The following is a 19,359-nucleotide window of genomic DNA, read 5'->3' as shown; positions in this document are numbered from 1 at the left end:
AGACCCAAGGACGTTTGCGAACCGCCAAAGGATGCGGCCCGGCAAAAATAATTCTTCGCCGCATCCTTTGCCCATCTCCGTTCGTCCTTGCCGGCGAAACGCGCCGCAACCCTGCGGCACGCTAACGGAGAACCACCATGCAGACCCCTGAACGGCGCTGGGTGCTCGGCCTCACCGCGCTGGCATCCTTTATGATGGCGCTGGACGCCATGATCATGACCACGGCCTTCGCCACCATCCGCGCCGATTTCGGTAGCGCCGTGGAGACGCTGCAATGGACCGTCAACGCCTTCAACCTGACCTTCGCGGTGCTGCTGCTGACTGGTGCCGCGCTCGGCGACCGTTTCGGGCGGCGCCGGATGTTCGCGGCCGGAATTGGCCTGTTCGTCGCGGCATCGGCAGCATGTGCGCTGGCCGGCGATGCCGCTTCACTGATCGCCGCTCGCGCCTTGCAAGGCGCCGGTGCTGCGCTGGTGATGCCGCTGGCGATGGCGATCCTGAGCGGCGCCTTCGGCCGCGAGGAGCGCGCCCGCGCACTCGGCATTTTCAGCGGCATCACCGGATGCGCGCTGATCATCGGTCCCGCGATCGGCGGCTTCATCACCGAGCATCTCGGCTGGCGCTGGATCTTCTGGATCAATTTGCCGATCGGCCTTGTTGCGATTGCACTCGTGATCACACGGCTGCGTGAGAGCTTCGGGCCATCAGCGCCGCTCGACGTCCCCGGACTGACACTGGTCGCGCTCGCGGCGCTGGCTCTGGTCTGGGGCCTGTTGCGCGGCAACAGCGTCGGATGGGCCAGCGCGGAAGTGACGGGCGCGCTGGTCGCCGGCGTCGCGCTGACCGCAATGTTCGTGCTGTGGGAGCTGCGCGCGACGAGCCCGATGGTGCCGATGCGGCTGTTCGCGGCAAGGCCATTCGCATCCGGCATGGCCGCGAGCGTGCTGTTCTACGCCGCGATGTACGGCGTGCTGTTCCTGCTGCCGCAGTTCCTGCAGGTCGTGCTCGGCTTCGATGCCTTCGGTGCCGGGCTGCGCCTGTTGCCGTGGACGGCGACGCTGTTCGTCACGGCGCCGATCGCCGGCGCGTGGTCAACCGGTTCGGCGAGCGCACGCTCGTCGTCACCGGCCTCTTGATGCAGGCGATCGGGCTCGGCTGGATCAGCGAGATCGTTAGCCCCTCTGTGCCCTACTCCGCGCTGATCGCCCCGCTGGTGCTCGCCGGCGTCGGCGTGTCGATGGCGATGCCGGCAGCGCAGAACGCGGTGCTGAGCGCGGTTGCGGTCAGCGAGATGGGCAAGGCATCGGGCATCTTCAACATGGGCCGCTTCCTCGGCGGCATGTTCGGCATCGCGGCGCTGGTGGCGATCTTCGTGGCGAACGGCGCGGCCGATTCATCCGGACATTTCAGCAGCGGTTTTGCTGCGGCGATGAGCCTTGCGGCAACGCTGTCATTCGCCGGCGCGGTCGCAGGACTGTTCCTGCCGATGCGACGTCAGGTCATCGCCGCAGCCGCGCCGCAGGATGCGTGAGACTTGCCGCGATTGGGTTTCGCTATCGGGCGATCGAGCAATTCGTATTGGAATGGAGCCGCGAATGATTACATAATCAAGCGACGAAGCCGTTCGAAACCGAGGGCGACATCAGATGACGCAAGCGCCGGCCAAACCTCATCGCGTGGTGATCGTCGGCGCCGGCTTCGGCGGGCTGGAAGCGGCCTTCGGTCTTGCGGGGGCGCCGGTCGAGATCACGCTGATCGACCGCCGCAACCACCATCTGTTCCAGCCGCTGCTCTACCAGGTCGCGACCGCGTCGCTTGCGACCAGCGAGATCGCATGGCCGATCCGCTACCTGCTGCGCGACCGGCCCGAGGTGACGACGCTGTTCGCCAATGTCTGCGGCGTCGACCCGGCGGCGAAGCAAGTGCAACTCGACGACGGCGGCAGCATTCCCTATGACACGCTGATCCTCGCGACCGGCGCGCGCCATGCCTATTTCGGCCATGACGAATGGGAGCCGTTCGCACCCGGCCTGAAGACGCTGGAGGACGCCACCACATTGCGACGGCGCATCCTGGTCGCGTTCGAGCGCGCCGAGCGCGAGACCGATCCGGACAAGCGCGCGGCGTTGTTGACTTTCGTCATCATCGGCGCCGGGCCGACCGGCGTCGAGATGGCCGGCACCATCGCCGACCTCGCCAAGGACACGTTGGCTCCGGACTTCCGCCACATCGACACGCGCAAGGCACGCGTGGTGCTGATCGAGGCCGGGCCGCGCGTGCTGGCCGGCTTTCCCGACGACCTTTCAGCCTATGCGCAAGCGTCGCTGGAGAAAATCGGCGTCGAGGTGATGCTGGGTGAGCCGGTCACCGAATGCTCCGCCGACGGCGTGGTGTTCGGCGGCAAGCGGCTGGAGGCGCGCACCATCGTCTGGGCCGCCGGCGTGCGCGCCTCGCGCGCCGCCGAATGGCTGAACGCGCCGGCAGATCGCGCACACCGGCTGCAGGTCGAGCCGGATCTGACCGTGCCGGGCCATCCCGATGTCTTCGCGGTCGGCGACACCGTCACGATCAGGGGCCCCGACGGCAATCCGGTGCCCGGCATCGCACCGGCCGCCAAGCAGGAGGGGCGCTACGTCGCCGCCCTGATCAAGGCCCGGCTCGACGGAAAGACACTGCCGCCGTTCCGCTACAAGCATGCCGGCAGCCTCGCCCAGATCGGCAAGAAGAAGGCGGTGATCGATTTCGGCTGGCTCAAGCTGCGCGGCTCGCTGGCGTGGTGGATCTGGGGCCTCGCCCACATCTACTTCCTGATCGGCGTGCGCCACCGGATCGCCGTGGCGATGAACTGGCTCTGGATCCATACCCGCGACCAGCGCGCCGCACGGCTGATCACGCAAGGCAGCAGCAAGGTCGCGCAATAGGCGCGCTTTCGCGCGCGCAACCTTCGTCCCGTCATCCAGACGAGCCCGCCATTGCGCGCCGGCATCCCGCATGAAATACTTGCCATGCAACAATGTTTGCCGGGAGGAAACAATGCGGATCGATGCGCGCACCCTGGCGCTTGCAGGCTCACTCGTCGCGCTGACGTCATCTGTATCGGCACAGGCGGTCACGTCGCAGATGACCGGCGATCCCGCAGCAACCTGCAACGGCCTTGCCGGACCAGCCGATGGCGCCGTCAGGATCGACGCCGCCACGCTGCAGGCGCCGACACAGCTCTCGGTCTCCGACAAGGCGCCGACGCCTTCCGGCCGCGTCATTCCGGCCAATCCGGCCTTCTGCAAGGTGCTCGGGCATATTGATCCCGTCGATCCCAAGGCGCCACCGATCAAGTTCGAAGTGAACCTGCCCGTCGAGTGGAACGGCCGCTCGCTGCAGTATGGCGGCGGCGGCTTCAACGGCGTGCTGATATCGGGCCTCGGCCTGCCGCCGGCCTATCCGTTCGACAAGGCCTCGCCGCTGGCGCTCGGCTTTGTCACCTACGGTACCGACTCCGGCCACGAGTCGAAGCCCGGCGAGCCGCCGCAGCTGTTCGCGCTCAACGACGAGGCGTTCGAGAACTTTTCGCACAAGGCCTACAAGAAGGTGCGCGACGCCGCGCGGGCGCTGACGGTCCGCGCCTACGGCAAGCCGCCGGCGAAGATGTATTTCACGGGATCATCCGAAGGCGGCCGCGAGGCGCTGACCATGGCGCAGCGTTACCCCGACGATTTCGACGGTATCTTCGCGCGCGTGCCCGTGATCAACTGGGTCGGGCTGCAGCATGCCGGCACCCGCTCCGGCCTCGTGACGATGGGCGACGGCTGGATCAGGCCCGCGCAGGTCAAGCTCGTCGCTCAGGCCGTGCTCAAGGCCTGCGACATCCAGGACGGCTCCGACGATGCGCTGGTGCAGGACCCGGTCGGCTGCAAGGCGACGTTCAAGCCGGCCACGCTGGCATGCGCCGCGGGGCAGAGCGGCGACGATTGCCTGACCGACAAGCAGATTGCCGCCATCGACACGTTGCACGCGCCATACAAATTCCCGTTCCCGCTCGCCAACGGCCTCGACGACTATCCGGGCTGGGGCGTGTCGGGTGAGGATACGCCGGCGTTCGGCCCGACCGGTGGCTGGAAGGCCTGGTGGCTCGGCACGACTGCTCCCGCGCAGCCGCCGGCCCCGACCAACGGCATCGCCTGGATCTACGGTGCCGGCGGCATTCAATATGTCTTCGCGCGCGATCCGAAGCTCGACGTCACGACCTACAGGCCCGAGGACCACAAGGCGCGCCTGCTGGAAGTCTCCGCCCTGATGGATTCCACCGATCCGGACCTCAGCCGCTTCCACGCCCGCGGCGGCAAGCTCGTGATGCTCGAGCACATGTCCGACTACGCGCAAAGCCCCTATGCCGGCATCCGCTACTTCGAGAATGTCGAGAAGACGCTCGGCAAGGACAAGGTCGCCGAGTTCGCCAGGCTCTACACCGCACCCGGCGTCGACCATGTCGGCTCCGGCGCACCCGCCAATGTCGACATGCTGGCCGTGCTGGTCGACTGGGTCGAGAACGGCAAGGCGCCCGGCGATCTCGAGGTGCGCGAGCAGAAGACCGAGGCCCCGGCCTTCAACACGCTCCGCGCGCTGCCGCTATGCCGCTGGCCGAACTGGCCGCATTACAAGGCAGGCCCGGTCACCGCGGCGGCGAGTTTCACTTGCGCGCCGTGAGATGAGTTGCGTCACACCTTCGGACCGTCTCGTCTTGTGGCGATCGAGCGCAGCGGCGATTGTGGGCAGCTCCGCCAGCGGGGCTACCCCCTCTTAGTCAGCGGCATCGCCGTATCGCGGCCAGCCGGCAGCTCTCATCGAATGTCGGTGTGCTACACCATCACGGTCCCGGCTGACCGAGACGGATATTCAACAATGATCTTAAGGAGGGAATGCAATGCGAATGTCTTCCGCCTTATATTTGTTCATTGCGCTACTCGCGATGCCTGCGGCCGCTACCGCCGGCGACGAAAGTCTGAAGCAGCAGGTCGAGAAAATCGGGGCGGCCTATGCCGACAGCTTCAACAAGCAGGATGGTGCCGGGATCGCCGCGCTCTACGCGCCTGGCGGCATGATCGTCAATCCAACCGGGCCGCACACCGATATTGCGCAGGCCTATGATGGTCTCTTCAAGGCAGGGTTCAACCACAATGACATAACGGTGGACGAGGCCATGCCGCTCGGCACCGATACGGCTCTCGCGATCGGCGAATACCACATCACCGGCAAGAAGCAGACCGGCGAGCCTCTTGATGTTGTTGGCCGCTGGACCGCCGCGTACAGCAACCAGGGCGGCAACTGGAAGATCCGGATGCTGTCGGCCTTCCCCAAGGCGCCTCCGCCGAAATAATACTGTTCAAGAAGCGCGCTGGAGCGGGGCTGCGGCCACAGCCGGGGTCGCAGCCGCTCTTGGATACGGCGTCAGCCCATCACCTGATGCGGCGAGCGGCCGAACGCGGCCTTGAAAGCGCGGCTGAAATGCGAGACGTCGCTGAAGCCGAAGCTGAGGGCGACATCGGTGACATGGGCGAAGCGTCGCTCGGCCAGCGCTTGGTAGGCGCCGGCGAGCCGCTGCTGCCAGAGCCAGCGGATCGGCGTCGTGCCTTCGCGCGCGAACAGGCGATTGAGCGTGCGCGGCGCCATGTTCTGCGCCGTGGCGATCGCATCGAGATCAAGCTCGGGGTCGTCGAGATTGGCGAGGATATGGGCCTTGACCCGCGCCAGCCGTTCATCGCCGTGTCGCGACACATCGTCCGTCAGCTCGGTCTGAAGCGTCGTCGCGAAGATATCGAGCGCCGCGGCGCCGAGCCGTATCGCAGAAGGCCCGGCTTCGTCGTCGAGACGCGTCAGCCGGCGGATCAGCGAGCCCGCCAGCGCGCCGACTTTCGACGCGTTGCCGACCCGCCGCGCCGTCAGGCGTTGCGCATCCGGCAGGCGCGCGAGCAGCAGCGGCCGCGGGATCGACACCATGATCGACCGTGCGCTCGGGGCGAATTCAAGCGTGAACGGCTGCGCCTGGTCATGCAGCATGAGATCGCCGCGGCGCATCCGCACCTCGCGGCCGTCCTGCGCAAAGCTGACCTCGCCCCGCAGCGTGAGCCACAGCATGAAATAGTCGCGCGGATCCCTGCGGACGTCGCTCGCGCTGCGCGTCACCCGGATGCGGTCGGCGGCCGGTGTCGACGACCAGATGTCGTTGATTGCGAGCGGACCGAAATGGCGGATCGAGATCGACGCCTGGAACGCCTCGTCGGAGACGCGGCGGCATTCGGTCAGCGAGAATTCGCGGCAGGTGACGTGGTGCCAGCGGTCGAAACTGTCACCCGGCGCGACGAGCGTCTGCGCGACAACTGCGTGATCTGGGGTCTGCATCGGACCTTGCTCCTGCCCAACCCGGCAGCGGGATATTCTGCGTCCCGTCCCCGGTTCTGGCAAGCAGAGTCCAGCGATTGGCCCGCACAGCCAAGAACGTCCGCAGAACCCGCGTAGAAAATCCCTCCCACCCGGAGAGGAGACACCACATGGGCTATCAATGCGACGTCATCGATCCCAGCAAGACCGTCATGATCGTTGTCGACATGCAGAACGATTTCGTGGCCGAGGGCGCCAAGCTGCGTTCCGCGCAAGCCGCCGCGATGGTGCCCAGGCTGGCGCAGACCCTGAAGGCCTGCCGCGACAAGGGCATCCGCGTCGTCTACACCGCGCATGTGCATCGCCGCGACGGCAGCGACATGGGGCTGTATGACGATCTCTATGGGCCGATCGCCGACCGGTCATCGCTGGTCGACGGCACCACCGGCGTCGAGATCTTCAATGATCTCGCACCTGCGCCAGGCGAGCACGTCATCAAGAAGCACCGCTACAGTGCATTCTTCGCCACCGACCTCGACCTGATCCTGCGCGAATGGGGCATCACGACGGTGATCATCTCGGGCACCACGACCGAGAACTGCTGCCACGCCACCGCGCGTGACGCCATGTTCCACAATTACAAGGTTGTCTTCCTTTCGGACGCGACGGGCACGTTCGACTATCCCGATGTCGGCCAGGGTGCGATGTCCGCCGAAGAGGTGCATCGCGCCACGCTGACGATCCTGGCGTTCTCCACGGCGCATGTGATGACGGCGGGCGAGATGCTGGGGCGGGTGAAAACCGGCGATGGAGCGGCAAAGGCTGCGTAGTTGGTCGCGAACAGCCCGCCACACATTCGGTTCGCCTCTCCCCTTGCGGGAGAGGCCGGAACGCATGGAGCCCAGCGCAATGCGATCCGGGTGAGGGGTTGCGGTTTCTCCGCCCGGTATGCCGTGTGGAGAGATACCCCTCACCCCAGCCCTCTCCCACAAGGGGAAAGGGAGCCAAGCGAGGCTCGCGGCGAAGAGCTCACTTCACCAGCGAGCACCCGCCATCGGCCAGCGGGCGGAATGCCTGCTCGGCCGGGATGGTCGCGATCAGTCTGTAGTAATCGTAGGGGTATTTCGACTCCTCCGGCTTCTTCACCTCGAACAGATACATCGGGTGGATGACGCGGCCGTCCTGGCGGATCGTGGTGTCGCCGAACAGCTTGTCCTTGCCCTTGAAGGTCTTCAGCTGCGGCACCACGACCTTGGCGTCGTCGCTGCCGGTGGCCGCGACCGCGTTGAGATAGGCGAGCGTGGAGGCATAAACACCGGCCTGGTTGCCGCTCGGCATCTTGCCGTTCATGCCGGGCCGCGCGGCGAAGCGTTTTGCGAATGCGCGGGTGTCGTCGTTCATGTCCCAGTAGAAGGCTTCCAGCAGTTGCAGGCCCTGCGCGACCTTCAGGCCCATGCCGTGGACGTCGTTCACGAACAGCAGGAACGCCACCATGGTCTGGCCGCCCTGCTGGATGCCGAACTCGGCCGCCTGCTTCACCGCGTTGATGGTGTCGCCGCCGGCATTGGCGAGGCCGATCACCTTGGCTTTCGAACTCTGCGCCTGTAGCAGGAAGGACGCGAAGTCCGAGGTGCCGAGCGGATGCTTGCTCGATCCCAGCACCTTGCCGCCATGCTTCTCAATGTAGTTCGTCGCCTCGGCTTCGATGCCCTTGCCCAGCGCATAGTCGACCGTGACGAAATACCAATCCTTGCCGCCACGCTGCATCATCGCGGCTGCGGTGGTGTTGCCGGTCGCCCAGGTGTCGTTGACCCATTGAATGGTGTTCGGCGAGCAGGCCTTGCCGGTGAGGTCAGAGCTTGCGGTCGACGAGGCCAGGAACGTCATCCTGCTGTCGCGCAGGATGGTGTTGATGGCGAGACCGACGGCCGAATTCGGCACGTCGACGATGGCATCGACGCCCTCGACGTCGAGCCATTTGCGCGCGATCGCAGACCCCACGTCGGCCTTGTTCTGGTGGTCGGCATAGACGATCTCGACCTTGATGCCCTTGCCGCCACCGTTGAAATCCTCCGCCGCCATCCGCGCGGCTTCCACCGAGCCCATGCCGTTGGTGTCCTGGAAGATGCCGGAAATGTCGTTCAGCACGCCGACCCGCACGACATTGTCTGATATCTCCGCGCGTGCGCTGCCCGCGGCACAGGCCAATGCCAGCGCAAGTCCAATCCCAAATCGTCCGGCCCCAAAGTCCCTCATCGCATCCCCTCCCTTGCGTTGTTCTGCAGCCGGCGTCAGGCCGGCGTGATTTCGACCGGCAGGCTCTCGAGCCCGCGCAGCGTGTTGTTGAACAGCCGCTTCGGCTCGCCCGTGATTTCGATCCTGGCAACACGGCGCGCCAATGCCGCCATCATCACCTCGCCTTCGAGGCGCGCGACCAGCTGGCCGACGCACATGTGGATGCCCGAGCCGTAACCGACATGGCCCGAGGTGCGGCGCGTGATGTTGTAGCTGTCGGGCTCTTCCCAACGGCGCGGATCACGGTTGGCCGCGGCGAGGAACATCAGCACCTTCTCGCCCTCCGGGATATTGACGCCGCTGAGCTCGATATCCCGGGTGGTGGTGCGGAAGAAGGTCTGGACCGGACTTTCGAACCGCACCGCTTCCTCGAACGCATTGCGCGCCAGCGTTGGATCGTTGCGCAGCTTCTCGAACTGGTCGGGAAAGCGCGCCAGACAATAAACGGCGGCGCCGATGCCGTTGACGGTGGTGTCGAGGCCGGCCGAGAGCAGCGAGCGCACCAGCAGCGGCGCCTCGGTCGCGGTAATCGCGCCGCTATCGACGTGGGCATGGATGCAGGCGCCGATGCCGCCCGGGGTGAGATTGTCGCGCTGGCACTGCTCGGCGACATAGGCCTGATGCGGTGCGGAACGCTGGATCGCCTCCTCGCGGAGCTGGTTCGGCGGACCGAAGGCGTTGAACACCAGGCTGGCGTAGGGCAGCAGATGCTCGCGGCCCTCCGGCTTCAGGCCAAGCGCATCCGGGAAGATCGACAGCGGATAGGCTTCCGCGAGGTCCGCGATCGCGTCGAACCGGCGCTTCTCCAGCAGCGCATCGACGCGGGCCTCCGCAGCCTCGGCAAAACGCCCACGAAGCTGCTTCATCACGGTCGCAGACAGCACCGAGCTCAGCACGTTGCGGGTTCGGGTGTGGGCGGGCGGGTCGGCCTCCAGGATCAGGCTCGGCGGCCGCCACGGCTTTTCCTTGGAAAAGTCGCTGAGGCCGACGCCGCGGCTGGAGCAGAACGTGGCGGGATCGTTCAGGACGGCGTACACCTCCGCGTAGCGCGCCACCCCATAGACATTCCACTTGTCCAGATAAACCACCGGCCCGGCCTCGCGCAGCCGCGCATGGGTGGGGAACGGATCGGCGAAGAAGTCGAGCGCGAACGGATCGACGTCCAGATGCGGGACGGACGCAAAGTCTGTTGCAGTCATCGGGACCTCCCGAGGTTTGATCTTGTCAACACGGGCCGCATGTCACTTGCTCCCGAACAGTTTCGCAGCGATGATTTGAGAAATGAGCAGCCAGCCCCTCCCCCGAAAGCCCCGCCGGCCAAGACCGGCCGAACCCGCAGACGCCATTGATGGCCCGCTGCTGGACCTCAATCGCTATGTGCCGGCGTTCATCACCTTCATCGGCAACAAGCTGTCGAACAGCGCCACCGCATTTTACCAGAAGAATTTCGGGGTCAACGTCACCGAGTGGCGAATCATCTCGCAATTGGCGATCGAGCCGGGGATTCCGGCCTCGCGGATCTGCCAGGTGATCGGCTTCGACAAGGGACCGGTCAGCCGCAACCTCGCGGCGCTGCAGAAGCGCGGCCTCTTGACGATCCGCACCGCGCCGGACGACGGCCGCACCCATTCGATCACGCTGACCGCGCGGGGCCGGGCCATCCACGACAAGGTGATCGTCGCGGCGCTGGAGCGCGAACGGCGGCTGCTGTCGTGCCTGAAGAAGGACGAGCGCGAGGTGCTGATCGACCTGCTGCGCCGGCTCCACGAGAATCTCGGCGCCGTGACCGGGCAAAGCACGACCTGACCGCACGGCCGGGCCACGGCCGACGCCCTGCGCCACCACGGTGTTCGCCCGATCTCCCATGCGCGCTATCAGCGCCGTGCCGCGCAACATCGTCCTCCCAAACGCGTAGCCGTTGACCGGCCCTGACCCGATTGGGGGCAAACTCGCACAGCTTAGTTGCTATAGCAACTAAAAACCCGGACGCGTGCGGCGTCAGGTCCCATGCCGAGACTAGCGACGTCGCGCTGGGGTCAGGGAGCACACCGGTCAGGCTCCCTCGCCCCTTGCGGGAGAGGGTTGGGGAGAGGGGTAAGCCCCGGGCGAGGCGATCGATGCATGCATCGCCCTCGCAAAATGCGTCGGCGCGACACGAATTCGGATAGCACGTGCCGTGCGGTACCCCTCTCCCTAACCCTCCCCCGCAAGGGGGGAGGGAACCCTTCCGCTGGTGCCTTCCTCACTTGGGCGCGCTCTATCGGCCCTCACCCGCCACAGCCAATCGGCTCGGACGACGCGTCGTCCTCCAGCACCGCCACTGCTGCGGCGCGGCGCGTCAGCACGGCGCGCTGGTTGATGTAGCCCTTGTCGGTGATCTCGCCGCCGTCGACCGAAGCGGGCTCGGCGAGCAACAGCGCACGGGTGGCGTGGCCGGAGGAATGACTGCCCTGCGCCTTCAGCCGTGCCAGCCCCTGCCCGATCGCGGAACGGACCGCAGGATGGCCGATCGTCTCGGGCGCGTCGGCGGTCTCGGGCAGGCCTGCCAGCGAACGGCAGGCGGCCAGATTCGGGAACACCAGGAAGCGCACCTCATCGCGGCCGTGGCCGGTGACGACGATATCCTGCGCCAGCGGCGCCAGCGCGGCGATGCCGGCGACGCGCAGGGTGCCGACACTGACCCAGGTGCCGGAATTGAGCTTGAAGTCCTCGGCGACGCGGCCGTCGAAGAACAGGCCGAGATCCGGCCGGTCAGGATCGGCGAAGGTGACGGCGTCGCCGATCTTGTAGAAGCCCTCGTCGTCGAACGCCTGCGCGGTCAGCTCGGGCGCCTTCCAGTAGCCCGGGGTGACGTTCGGCCCGCGCACCCGGACCTCGAGCTTGTCGCCCGACGGAACGAGCTTCAGCTCGGTGCCTGATATCGGCACGCCGATATTGCCGGATCGCTTTGCCAGGAAATGACAATCGGTCGCCAGCGGCGAGGTCTCGGTCGAGCCCCAGGCCGACACCATCGGCAGCTTGCGGCCGACCGTTTGCAGCGACAATTCCTCCAGCGCATCCCAGAGATTCTGCGGCAGTGCCGCGCCGGCGTAGAAGGCGAACTTCGTGCCCTCGAAGAATTTGCGGCGCAATTCGTCGTCGGTGCGCAGCGCCGCGATCAGCATGTCGAAGCCGCGCGGCACGTTGAAATAGACCGTCGGCACCACGCTGCGCAGATTGGCGAGCGACGTCGCAAACAGGCCCGGCGCCGGCTTGCCGCCATCGACATAGAGCGTGCCGCCGTTGCGCAGCACCAAATTGAAATTGTGATTGGCGCCGAAGGTGTGGCTCCAGGGCAGCCAGTCCAGAATGACCAGCGCTTCGCCGGCCTGCTCCAGGAACGTCCAGGTCTGTGCCTTGGCCTGCTGGCTCGAGGTCAGCATGCGCTGGGTGTTGATCACGGCTTTCGGCGTGCCTGTCGACCCCGAGGTGAACAGGAATTTTGCGATCGTGTCCGGCGTCACCGCGCCAAAGGCTCTAGCGACGTCCGGCGACTCCAGCGTCGCCGCGATGGCTGGGAATGCCAGCGCGTCGGCGTCCTCGGGATTGCCGCTGACGATGACGGCGCGATGCAGCGGCTTGATCGCGGCAAGCGCCGCGGCGAACGGCTTTGTGCTCGCGACATAGATCGCACCGGGATCGAGCAGCTCGATCATGCTCTTCAGCTTGTCGAAATCCCGGGACATCAATGAATAGGCGGGCGAGATCGCGGCCGAGGGCACGCCGACATGCTGGGCAGCGAGCGCGAACAGCGCGTGATCGATGCCGTTGTCGGAGAGGATAACCAGCGGCCGCTCGGCGCTCAGCCCCCGCGCCAGGATCCAGGATGCGGCGCGGCGGACGATGCCGAGCGCATCGCGATAGCTGACGGTGCCCCAGGGCGCCTCGGCGCTGGCGCGCTCGCCGAGGAATATGCGATCCGGCGCCTGCTCTGCCCAGTGCTCCAGCCAGTCGCCAACGCAGCGCGCGCCTTCTTGCAAGGGCGTGGTGGAACGAACCAGGATGCTGCCGTCGCCACGTCGATCCGCCACGATGGCAGGCGTCGCGAACAGGCTGCTCGGATTGTCACCGCCGACGGCCACCATGGTTCCTCCTCGCCCGTGTCTTGTCGGGATCGCGCTGCAACAACGTGCTGCGCCGCGCCCCGGCCGGGCTCTTTGGCGATAATGTTGCGGACATCAATTGTTGTCGTCAACAACAATCTTTCCCTCTCGCCTCGAGCGCGCTAGCCTCGCGGTCATGGCAACCCGGCAAAAGACGTCGCGCAAGGCGGCAGCAACGGCAGCGGCAATCCGCCGCGCGCGCACGGCGAATGGCCGGGCGCACAATAGCGACGCCGGCGATGACATCGGCCTCGACGCGCTGATCGGCCACGCCGGCTATGCGGTGCGGCGCTTCCAGCTCTGGATCTTCCAGGACTTCATCAAAACACTGGCAACGGTCGATATCCGGCCGACCCAATACTCGGTCATGACCGTGATCGGGGCCAATCCGGGCCTGAGCCAGATGGCGGTCGCCAAGCGGCTCGGGATCGAGCGCGCGCGGCTGGTGCATCTGCTCGACAGCCTGGAGGAACGCGACTTCGTCAGCCGCATTCCCTCCGCCACCGACCGCCGCTCCCACGCGCTGCATTTGACCGCGCGCGGCAAGACCGCGCTGGCGCAGTTCAAGCGGCTGGCCGCCGAGCACGAGCGGCATGTGGCCGAGAAGATCGGCAAGGACAACCGCGAGCAGTTGTTGCAGATCCTCGCTTGCTTCACCTGATCGATCGACGGGATTTTCGCGTGATCAGCGCTGCCTGAAACTTGGGCACACGCTCTTTCAAGCGGGCCGACACCGGCGTCCGGCGACCATTTCAAGCACCTGATATTGTGTGATAATCCGACACGCCGCAAGCGCGTGCGAATTGTACACAATGGCACGTTGCTTGCTTCGATCAGGCTGCAATTCCCTCGCGGAGGGCATCCGATGCTCCGCCGCTCAACAGACGAGCCAACCCCGTGACTGAAACTGTCGCCGCGATCGTCGCCGCACACCGCACCAAGACCATGACGCCGGTGCAAACCGTGGCGCGCAGCTACCAGCGCATCCGCGAGCATAACGATCCCGCCATCTTCATCAGCCTGCGCGACGAACAGGAGGCGATTGCCGAGGCGGCGCGGCTCGCAGATCCGACGCTGCCGCTCTATGGGGTGCCGGTTGCGGTGAAGGACAATATCGACGTCGCAGGGCTGCCGACCACCGCCGCCTGCCCGGCATTCGCCTACACGCCGGCGAAGGATTCCACGGCGGTCGCCAGACTGCGCGCGGCCGGCGCCATCATCATCGGCAAGACCAATCTCGACCAGTTCGCCACCGGCCTGGTCGGCGTGCGCTCGCCCTACGGCATTCCCAAAAATCCGGTGCGCGATGATCTGGTGCCGGGTGGATCGAGCTCGGGCTCCGCGGTCGCGGTCTCCGCGGGACTGGTGCCGCTGTCGCTCGGCACCGATACCGCAGGCAGCGGCCGAGTGCCGGCGATGCTCAACAACATCGTCGGGCTCAAGCCGAGCCTCGGGTTGATCCCGAATACCGGGCTGGTGCCGGCGTGCCGCACGCTCGACTGCATCTCGGTGTTCTCGCTCACGGTCGACGACGCGCTGGCCGCACTCGCCGTGATGGCCGGACCTGACGATGCCGATCCGTTCTCGCGCGACCGGCCACTGGCCGCTGCCGCGGCGTTTCCAGCCGGACTGAAGCTCGGCATTCCCAAGTCCGGCCAGTTGATCTTCTTCGGCGATCGCGCAGCCGAGACGGCGTATGGCGAGGCACTGAAACGCTGGCAGGCGCTTGGCGCCGACCTCGTCGAGTTCGATCTCGAGCCGTTCTACGAGACGGCTCGGCTGCTCTATGAGGGGCCGTGGGTCGCCGAGCGCTATCTCGTGATCCGCGACCTGCTGGCGTCGTCGCCGGAGGCGATCCATCCGGTGACCCGCGAGATCACCATCGGCGGCGCGCGGCCCACCGCGGCCGATACGTTCTCCGCGCTCTACCGCCTGCAGGCGCTGCGCCGCGTTGCCGCGCGCACTTTCACGCAACTCGACGCGATCGTGTTGCCGACCGCCCCGACGGTCTATTCCACCGCCGACGTGCTGGCCAACCCGATCGAGCTCAACTCGCGGCTCGGCACCTATACCAATTTCGTCAACCTGCTCGATCTCTGCGGCCTCGCGCTGCCGGCGGCGATGCGGCCGGACGGCGCGCCGTTCGGCGTCACGCTGCTGGCGCCTGCCGGCCGCGACGCCGCGCTTGCCGACATCGGCCGCGTGTTCCATGCCGACACCGGACTTGGCCTCGGCGCAAAATCGCTGCCGCAGCCCGCACTCGCTCAAGTGCCGGCGCAAGCGACATCCGACGAGATCACCATCGCGGTGGTCGGCGCGCATCTCTCCGGCATGGCGCTGAACCACGAATTGACGACGCTCGATGCACGCTTGCTGGAGGAGACCACCACCGCAGCTGACTACAGGCTCTATGCGCTCGACACCACGCCGCCGAAGCCCGGCATGTTGCGCATCGAGGCGGGCGCGGGTCATGCGATCAAGCTGGAGCTCTGGGCGATGTCACCTGCCGCGTTCGGAAAATTCGTCGCCGCGATCCCGCCGCCGCTGTCGATCGGCACAGTCAAACTCGCCGACGGACGGCAGGCCAAGGGCTTCATCGTCGAGCCCGCGGCGATCGCCGGCGCGAAAGATATTTCCGCCTATGGCGGCTGGCGGGCGTCATGGCGGAGAAGGCGAAGGCGTAGCCCCCATCCTGTTATTCCGGGGCGCGCGCCGCGCGAGCCCGGAATCCATTTCGCCACGGTGTTGGTTTCACCGGCGAAGCAGAGACCATCAATGCGGACGAATGGATTCCGGCTTGCACTTCGCGCGCCCCGGAACGACGAGAGCTGCGCGAGCCCTACACCGACACCGCGTAGGTCTCGTACTCGCCGCGCACCTGCTCGATATGGGCGCGCATCGCGGCCGCAGCGCCCGGCTTGTCACCGCGCATGATCGCGACCACGACGCGGTCGTGCTCGGCGTGGGATTTTGCCAGCCGCCCGAGGTTGCGGAACTGGGCGCGACGGAACGGCTGCACGCGCACCCGCGTCGCCAGCGTGATCTCGGCGATATAGGCGTTCTGCGAGCCGGCATAGATCGCGTTGTGGAAGCGCTCATTGACCTCGTGGAAGCGCTCGGGATTGCCGGTGTAGCTCAACACCCGCAGCTCCTCGTGGACCGCCTCCAGCGCATGGCGCTCGGCCGGCGTCATCCGTTCGGCGGCAAGGCCGGCGCACATCGCCTCCAGCTCGGCCATCGCCTCGAACATGCCGGTCAATCTTTCGAGCGAGGGCCGCGCCACCACCGCGCCGCGATGGGCTCGGGCGTCGATCAGGCCACTGGCGGCAAGCTGCCGCAGCGCCTCGCGCACCGGCGTGCGCGAGACGTTGAAGCGGCGCGCAAGGTCGGTCTCGTCGAGACCGGCACCCGGCGGCAGCGTGCCGCGCACGATCTCATCGGCAAGTTGCAGGCGCAGCTCTTCGGCGCGCGTGATCTTTTCGACCAGCGATGACGGGCGATCGACGCGCGGCACGACCGGCTCGGGCTCGGTCGGCTGCGGCGCGCGGGTCGGAAGATCGTCCAGGCTCATGGTTCAAGCGCTCGCGTTCAAACGCCCTTGGGCTCGTCGATGACGCTGACATGGGCCGCGACGATTCTCCAGCCTCGGGGAAGCGAATCCACGTCTGCATCTGCCGTCCCACCCTACCCGGCGCGCTGTCCCGATAGAACAGCGTCGAGGCGATCGCGGTGTCGCGGCCATAGGTCGTGATCACGGTGCGGTCGATCCTGCGCATCAGCCCGGCCGCCGGCCGCCCGGCGCGAAATGCCGCGATCTCGGCGTAGCCATAGAGGTTCTCGCCGATGCCGTAGCGCAGCGTCCGGCTGTCGTTGCGGAACAGCTCGTCGAGCACCGCGACGTCGTTCGAGACCAGCGCCTTCTCATATCGCTGGAACTGCGCGGTGACCTCGGCGAGCACGTCGGGAAGATCGATGTCCATAGTTAGAGTCCTCTCGGCGCAGGCGCGTTCGCAACGCCCATCTGTTCCAGCGCGTAGGCAACCCGCAGCGCGATGTCCTCGCGCCAGCGCGGCAATAATCTGAACGCCGATCGGCATCGGTTCAAGCGGCACCGGCACGGCGGCCACCGGCAGGCCGATGAAGGAGATCGGCTGGGTATGGATCCCGATATTGGGACGCACCGGAAGCTCGACCCCATCGAGCGTGAAATTGGCCTGACCGATCTTCGGCGCCGCGCACGGGGTTGCCGGCGCCAGGATCACGTCGACCGACTGGAACAGCTCCAACACCATGTCGCGGAACCAGCGGCGAAATTTCTGCGCCTTGTCGACATGGACAGCCGGGATCATCGCGCCAGAGAACAGGCGATCGCGCACCGCCGGATCGAAATCGTTCGGACGCTTGCGCAGCCGATCGAGGTGCAGCGCTGCGCCCTCGGTTGTGGTGATGATGAAGGCGGCGGCACGGGCGCGCGCGGCTTCCGGGAGCTCCACAACCTGCGTCGCGCCGAGCGCCTTTGCGACGCGCGCGACCGCTTCGACCGCCTCCGGTAGCAAATTCTGCTGGAAATAGCCGCCAGCGATCGCCACCCGCAGCCCGCCGATCCCCTCGTCAAGCAACGGCATCGTGGGCTCGACCGGTCGCGCGACGCAGGCGGGATCCTCGGTGTCGGGCCCCTGCATGACGTCGTATGCGAGGGCAAGATCCGTCACGCTGCGCGCAAACGGACCGAGATGATCGAGGCTTGCGACGAACGGAAACGAGCGCGCGCGCGACAGCCGGCCGTAGGTCGGCTTCAGCCCGAAGATGCCGCAGAATGACGACGGCACCCGGATCGACCCGTTGGTATCGGAGCCGAGCGCGATCGGCACCAGCGCGCCGCCGACGGCACTGCCGGAGCCGCCCGAGGAGCCGCCGGCCATTCGCGCCGGATCGTGCGGATTGCGCGATGGACCGTCATGCGCGTTCTCGCCGGTGAAGTCGTAGGCGTACTCGCCCATGTTGAGCGCGCCGACCAGCACGGCGCCTGCCGCTTCCATCCGCTCGATCAGCGTCGCGTCGCGCGGCGAAGCCGGCAGGTCGCGATTGATCTTCGAACCGGCGCGGGTCGAGAGCCCCGCTACATCGAACAGGTTCTTCACCGCGAACGGCACGCCGGCCAGCGGGCCGACGGATTTTCCGGCTGCGATCTCCGCATCGATCGCACGCGCTTGGCGCGCGCGCGATCGGCGGTCACATCGGTAAAGGCGTTGAGGACCTTGTCGTGCGCGGCGATGCGCGCGAGCGCCGCCTCGGTCGCTGCAACGGCCGTGATCTTGCGGTTCGCGACGGCCTGCGCGATTGCGGCGGCCGACATGGACGCGGGAGTTTCGGACATCGCGATCTCAGACCGAATAGATCGCCGCCGACGCGGCGTCATCGGGCAGCGGGAAGTCATCGACCAGTTTCGCCAGCCGCAGCGCGACCTCGAGATTGGCGCGCACCGCGGGACGCCAGGCGTCTTCCAGCGGCAGCTCCATCGCGCGGGCGGCGGCATTCACGTAGTCGTCGAGATGATCGGCCATTTCGCTCCCAGTAACGATTTTGCGCATGGTCTATTCGGAAAACCGGTTCCCACTTTTCCGGATCATGCGTCAGGCAACCGGCAACGGCGGATGCGGGATCGCCGTCAGCAATTCTTTTGTATAGGCATCCTGCGGATTGCCCAAGACGGCTTCGGACGTGCCCTGCTCCACGATGCGGCCGGCCCGCATCACGATGACGCGATCACACAGCAGGCGCACCACGTTGAGATCGTGCGACACGAACAGATAGCTCATGCCCATCGACTGCTTGAGGTCCTGCAGCAGGTTGAGCACGACGGCCTGCACCGACACATCGAGCGCCGCGGTCGGCTCGTCGAGGATCACGAGCTTCGGGTGCAGCGCGATCGCGCGCGCGATGCCGACGCGGGCCTTCTGGCCGCCGGACAACTGATGCGGAAAGCGGTCCAGCAGATTGACCGGCAAGCCGACCAGCCGTGCCAGCTCCTCGCAGCGATCGCGCAGCGCGGCGCGCCCCTTGATGTTGCCGAGCTGCATGATCGGGTCCGCGATCGCGCGCGCCGCGGTGAAGCGCGGGTTGAGGCTGTCGGTCGGATCCTGGAACACCATCTGGATCTGGCTGCGCCGCGGCAGCCGCGCGAAGGATTGCGGCATGATGCCGCCGATGTCCTCGCCGTCGAACACGATGCGGCCGGAGGTCTGGTCCAAAAGCCGCATCACCATCATCGACGTCGTCGACTTGCCGCAGCCGGATTCGCCGACCAGCCCGACGCTCTCGCCATGGCCGACCTCGAAGCTGATGCCGTCGACGGCGCGGAAGACCTCCTCCTCGACCGGCGGCTTGCGGCCGAACAGCTTTGTCAGCACCGAGCCCGCGCTGGCGGGGTATTCCGTTGACGAGCTTTTCGACTTGACAGGAGGGGCGTGCGTCTTCCCCCCTCTCCCCGCTTGCGGGGAGAGGGTTGGGGTGGAGGGGGAGCTCTCCCCGAGCCGCAGTGCCTGGAGAG

At 66.6% G+C, this 19,359-nt stretch carries 15 protein-coding genes and 3 pseudogenes; 9 read left to right on the top strand and 9 right to left on the bottom strand.

What is annotated here, in order from left to right; genetic code table 11:
• The first annotated feature begins 137 nt into the window (after nt 1-137).
• The 5 genes from ALC15_RS27745 to ALC15_RS27730 all read left to right on the top strand — a co-directional run bounded on the left by ALC15_RS27745 (nt 138) and on the right by ALC15_RS27730 (nt 5,371).
• Nucleotides 138-1,136, top strand: a complete 999-nt coding sequence (locus ALC15_RS27745; protein ID WP_244486294.1) for an MFS transporter — start codon at nt 138-140, stop codon at nt 1,134-1,136.
• On the top strand, nt 1,088-1,531 hold the full coding sequence (locus tag ALC15_RS46580; RefSeq protein ID WP_244486293.1) for an MFS transporter: 444 nt from the start codon (nt 1,088-1,090) through the stop codon (nt 1,529-1,531). Before ALC15_RS27745 ends, ALC15_RS46580 begins: the two co-directional genes overlap by 49 nt.
• 115 nt (nt 1,532-1,646) lie before the next feature.
• Complete coding sequence (locus ALC15_RS27740) at nt 1,647-2,921, top strand: NAD(P)/FAD-dependent oxidoreductase (protein ID WP_050630033.1); 1,275 nt, start codon at nt 1,647-1,649, stop codon at nt 2,919-2,921.
• 112 nt (nt 2,922-3,033) lie between these two features.
• Complete coding sequence (locus ALC15_RS27735; protein ID WP_050630032.1) at nt 3,034-4,701, top strand: tannase/feruloyl esterase family alpha/beta hydrolase; 1,668 nt, start codon at nt 3,034-3,036, stop codon at nt 4,699-4,701.
• A gap of 217 nt (nt 4,702-4,918) precedes the next feature.
• Nucleotides 4,919-5,371, top strand: a complete 453-nt coding sequence (locus tag ALC15_RS27730) for a YybH family protein (RefSeq protein ID WP_050630031.1) — start codon at nt 4,919-4,921, stop codon at nt 5,369-5,371.
• Nucleotides 5,372-5,442: 71 nt separating this feature from the next.
• On the opposite strand, the gene ALC15_RS27725 is transcribed toward ALC15_RS27730, so the two are convergent.
• Nucleotides 5,443-6,393, bottom strand: a complete 951-nt coding sequence (locus ALC15_RS27725; protein WP_050630030.1) for an AraC-like ligand-binding domain-containing protein — start codon at nt 6,391-6,393, stop codon at nt 5,443-5,445.
• A gap of 149 nt (nt 6,394-6,542) precedes the next feature.
• On the opposite strand from ALC15_RS27725, the gene ALC15_RS27720 reads away from it, so the two are divergent.
• Nucleotides 6,543-7,202 carry an isochorismatase family protein gene (locus ALC15_RS27720; protein ID WP_050630029.1) on the top strand — a complete coding sequence of 220 codons (660 nt, stop codon included), beginning with the start codon at nt 6,543-6,545 and terminating at the stop codon, nt 7,200-7,202.
• A gap of 199 nt (nt 7,203-7,401) precedes the next feature.
• Here ALC15_RS27720 and ALC15_RS27715 read toward each other — a convergent pair whose 3' ends face one another.
• Both ALC15_RS27715 and ALC15_RS27710 read right to left on the bottom strand, forming a co-directional pair.
• The gene (locus ALC15_RS27715; protein ID WP_050630028.1) at nt 7,402-8,628 is read right to left on the bottom strand and encodes an ABC transporter substrate-binding protein; all 1,227 of its coding nucleotides are present in this window, start codon (nt 8,626-8,628) and stop codon (nt 7,402-7,404) included.
• Nucleotides 8,629-8,663: 35 nt separating this feature from the next.
• The gene (locus ALC15_RS27710; RefSeq protein WP_050630027.1) at nt 8,664-9,866 is read right to left on the bottom strand and encodes a cytochrome P450; all 1,203 of its coding nucleotides are present in this window, start codon (nt 9,864-9,866) and stop codon (nt 8,664-8,666) included.
• 82 nt (nt 9,867-9,948) lie between these two features.
• On the opposite strand from ALC15_RS27710, the gene ALC15_RS27705 reads away from it, so the two are divergent.
• On the top strand, nt 9,949-10,473 hold the full coding sequence (locus ALC15_RS27705; protein WP_050630026.1) for a MarR family winged helix-turn-helix transcriptional regulator: 525 nt from the start codon (nt 9,949-9,951) through the stop codon (nt 10,471-10,473).
• A 461-nt stretch (nt 10,474-10,934) separates the two neighbouring features.
• Here ALC15_RS27705 and ALC15_RS27700 read toward each other — a convergent pair whose 3' ends face one another.
• Nucleotides 10,935-12,791, bottom strand: coding sequence for a feruloyl-CoA synthase (locus tag ALC15_RS27700; RefSeq protein ID WP_050630025.1), 1,857 nt, complete (start codon nt 12,789-12,791; stop codon nt 10,935-10,937).
• Nucleotides 12,792-12,945: 154 nt separating this feature from the next.
• Here ALC15_RS27700 and ALC15_RS27695 point away from each other — a divergent pair, with 154 nt between their 5' ends.
• Entirely contained in the window at nt 12,946-13,470 is a 525-nt protein-coding gene (locus tag ALC15_RS27695) for a MarR family winged helix-turn-helix transcriptional regulator (RefSeq protein WP_094194146.1), read from the top strand.
• Between the two features lie 236 nt (nt 13,471-13,706).
• Complete coding sequence (atzF, locus tag ALC15_RS27690) at nt 13,707-15,743, top strand: allophanate hydrolase (RefSeq protein ID WP_430649199.1); 2,037 nt, start codon at nt 13,707-13,709, stop codon at nt 15,741-15,743.
• Here the strand turns inward: atzF and ALC15_RS27685 are convergent.
• From ALC15_RS27685 to ALC15_RS27670, 5 genes and pseudogenes are all read right to left on the bottom strand, one after another.
• On the bottom strand, nt 15,649-16,380 hold the full coding sequence (locus ALC15_RS27685; RefSeq protein WP_050630024.1) for a GntR family transcriptional regulator: 732 nt from the start codon (nt 16,378-16,380) through the stop codon (nt 15,649-15,651). The two genes, atzF and ALC15_RS27685, sit on opposite strands and share 95 nt — an antisense overlap.
• 17 nt (nt 16,381-16,397) lie before the next feature.
• A pseudogene (gene hpxZ / locus ALC15_RS42230) lies at nt 16,398-16,789 on the bottom strand (oxalurate catabolism protein HpxZ).
• Nucleotides 16,790-16,791: 2 nt separating this feature from the next.
• Nucleotides 16,792-18,165: pseudogene (locus tag ALC15_RS27680) on the bottom strand (AtzE family amidohydrolase).
• Nucleotides 18,166-18,193: 28 nt separating this feature from the next.
• Nucleotides 18,194-18,373: a DUF4089 domain-containing protein gene (locus ALC15_RS27675; protein WP_050630023.1), complete on the bottom strand. Its 180-nt coding sequence runs from the start codon at nt 18,371-18,373 to the stop codon at nt 18,194-18,196.
• A 69-nt stretch (nt 18,374-18,442) separates the two neighbouring features.
• Nucleotides 18,443-19,359 (bottom strand): annotated as a pseudogene (locus ALC15_RS27670) (ABC transporter ATP-binding protein); the annotation flags it as partial.

The organism is Bradyrhizobium viridifuturi, assembly GCF_001238275.1.
In the GTDB taxonomy this organism is placed as follows: domain Bacteria; phylum Pseudomonadota; class Alphaproteobacteria; order Rhizobiales; family Xanthobacteraceae; genus Bradyrhizobium; species Bradyrhizobium viridifuturi.
This window is presented reverse-complemented; position numbering and strand designations above follow the sequence as displayed.

What these genes read in the sequence shown, in the direction of transcription:
- ALC15_RS27700 (WP_050630025.1), bottom strand. Translation starts at nt 12,791, where the DNA reads ATGGTGGCCGTCGGCGGTGACAATCCGAGCAGCCTGTTCGCGACGCCT.
- ALC15_RS27675 (WP_050630023.1), bottom strand. Translation starts at nt 18,373, where the DNA reads ATGGCCGATCATCTCGACGACTACGTGAATGCCGCCGCCCGCGCGATG.
- ALC15_RS27745 (WP_244486294.1), top strand. Translation starts at nt 138, where the DNA reads ATGCAGACCCCTGAACGGCGCTGGGTGCTCGGCCTCACCGCGCTGGCA.
- ALC15_RS27720 (WP_050630029.1), top strand. Translation starts at nt 6,543, where the DNA reads ATGGGCTATCAATGCGACGTCATCGATCCCAGCAAGACCGTCATGATC.
- ALC15_RS27715 (WP_050630028.1), bottom strand. Translation starts at nt 8,628, where the DNA reads ATGAGGGACTTTGGGGCCGGACGATTTGGGATTGGACTTGCGCTGGCA.
- ALC15_RS27735 (WP_050630032.1), top strand. Translation starts at nt 3,034, where the DNA reads ATGCGGATCGATGCGCGCACCCTGGCGCTTGCAGGCTCACTCGTCGCG.
- ALC15_RS27730 (WP_050630031.1), top strand. Translation starts at nt 4,919, where the DNA reads ATGCGAATGTCTTCCGCCTTATATTTGTTCATTGCGCTACTCGCGATG.
- ALC15_RS27710 (WP_050630027.1), bottom strand. Translation starts at nt 9,866, where the DNA reads ATGACTGCAACAGACTTTGCGTCCGTCCCGCATCTGGACGTCGATCCG.
- ALC15_RS27705 (WP_050630026.1), top strand. Translation starts at nt 9,949, where the DNA reads ATGAGCAGCCAGCCCCTCCCCCGAAAGCCCCGCCGGCCAAGACCGGCC.
- ALC15_RS27695 (WP_094194146.1), top strand. Translation starts at nt 12,946, where the DNA reads ATGGCAACCCGGCAAAAGACGTCGCGCAAGGCGGCAGCAACGGCAGCG.
- ALC15_RS27725 (WP_050630030.1), bottom strand. Translation starts at nt 6,393, where the DNA reads ATGCAGACCCCAGATCACGCAGTTGTCGCGCAGACGCTCGTCGCGCCG.
- ALC15_RS27685 (WP_050630024.1), bottom strand. Translation starts at nt 16,380, where the DNA reads ATGAGCCTGGACGATCTTCCGACCCGCGCGCCGCAGCCGACCGAGCCC.
- ALC15_RS27740 (WP_050630033.1), top strand. Translation starts at nt 1,647, where the DNA reads ATGACGCAAGCGCCGGCCAAACCTCATCGCGTGGTGATCGTCGGCGCC.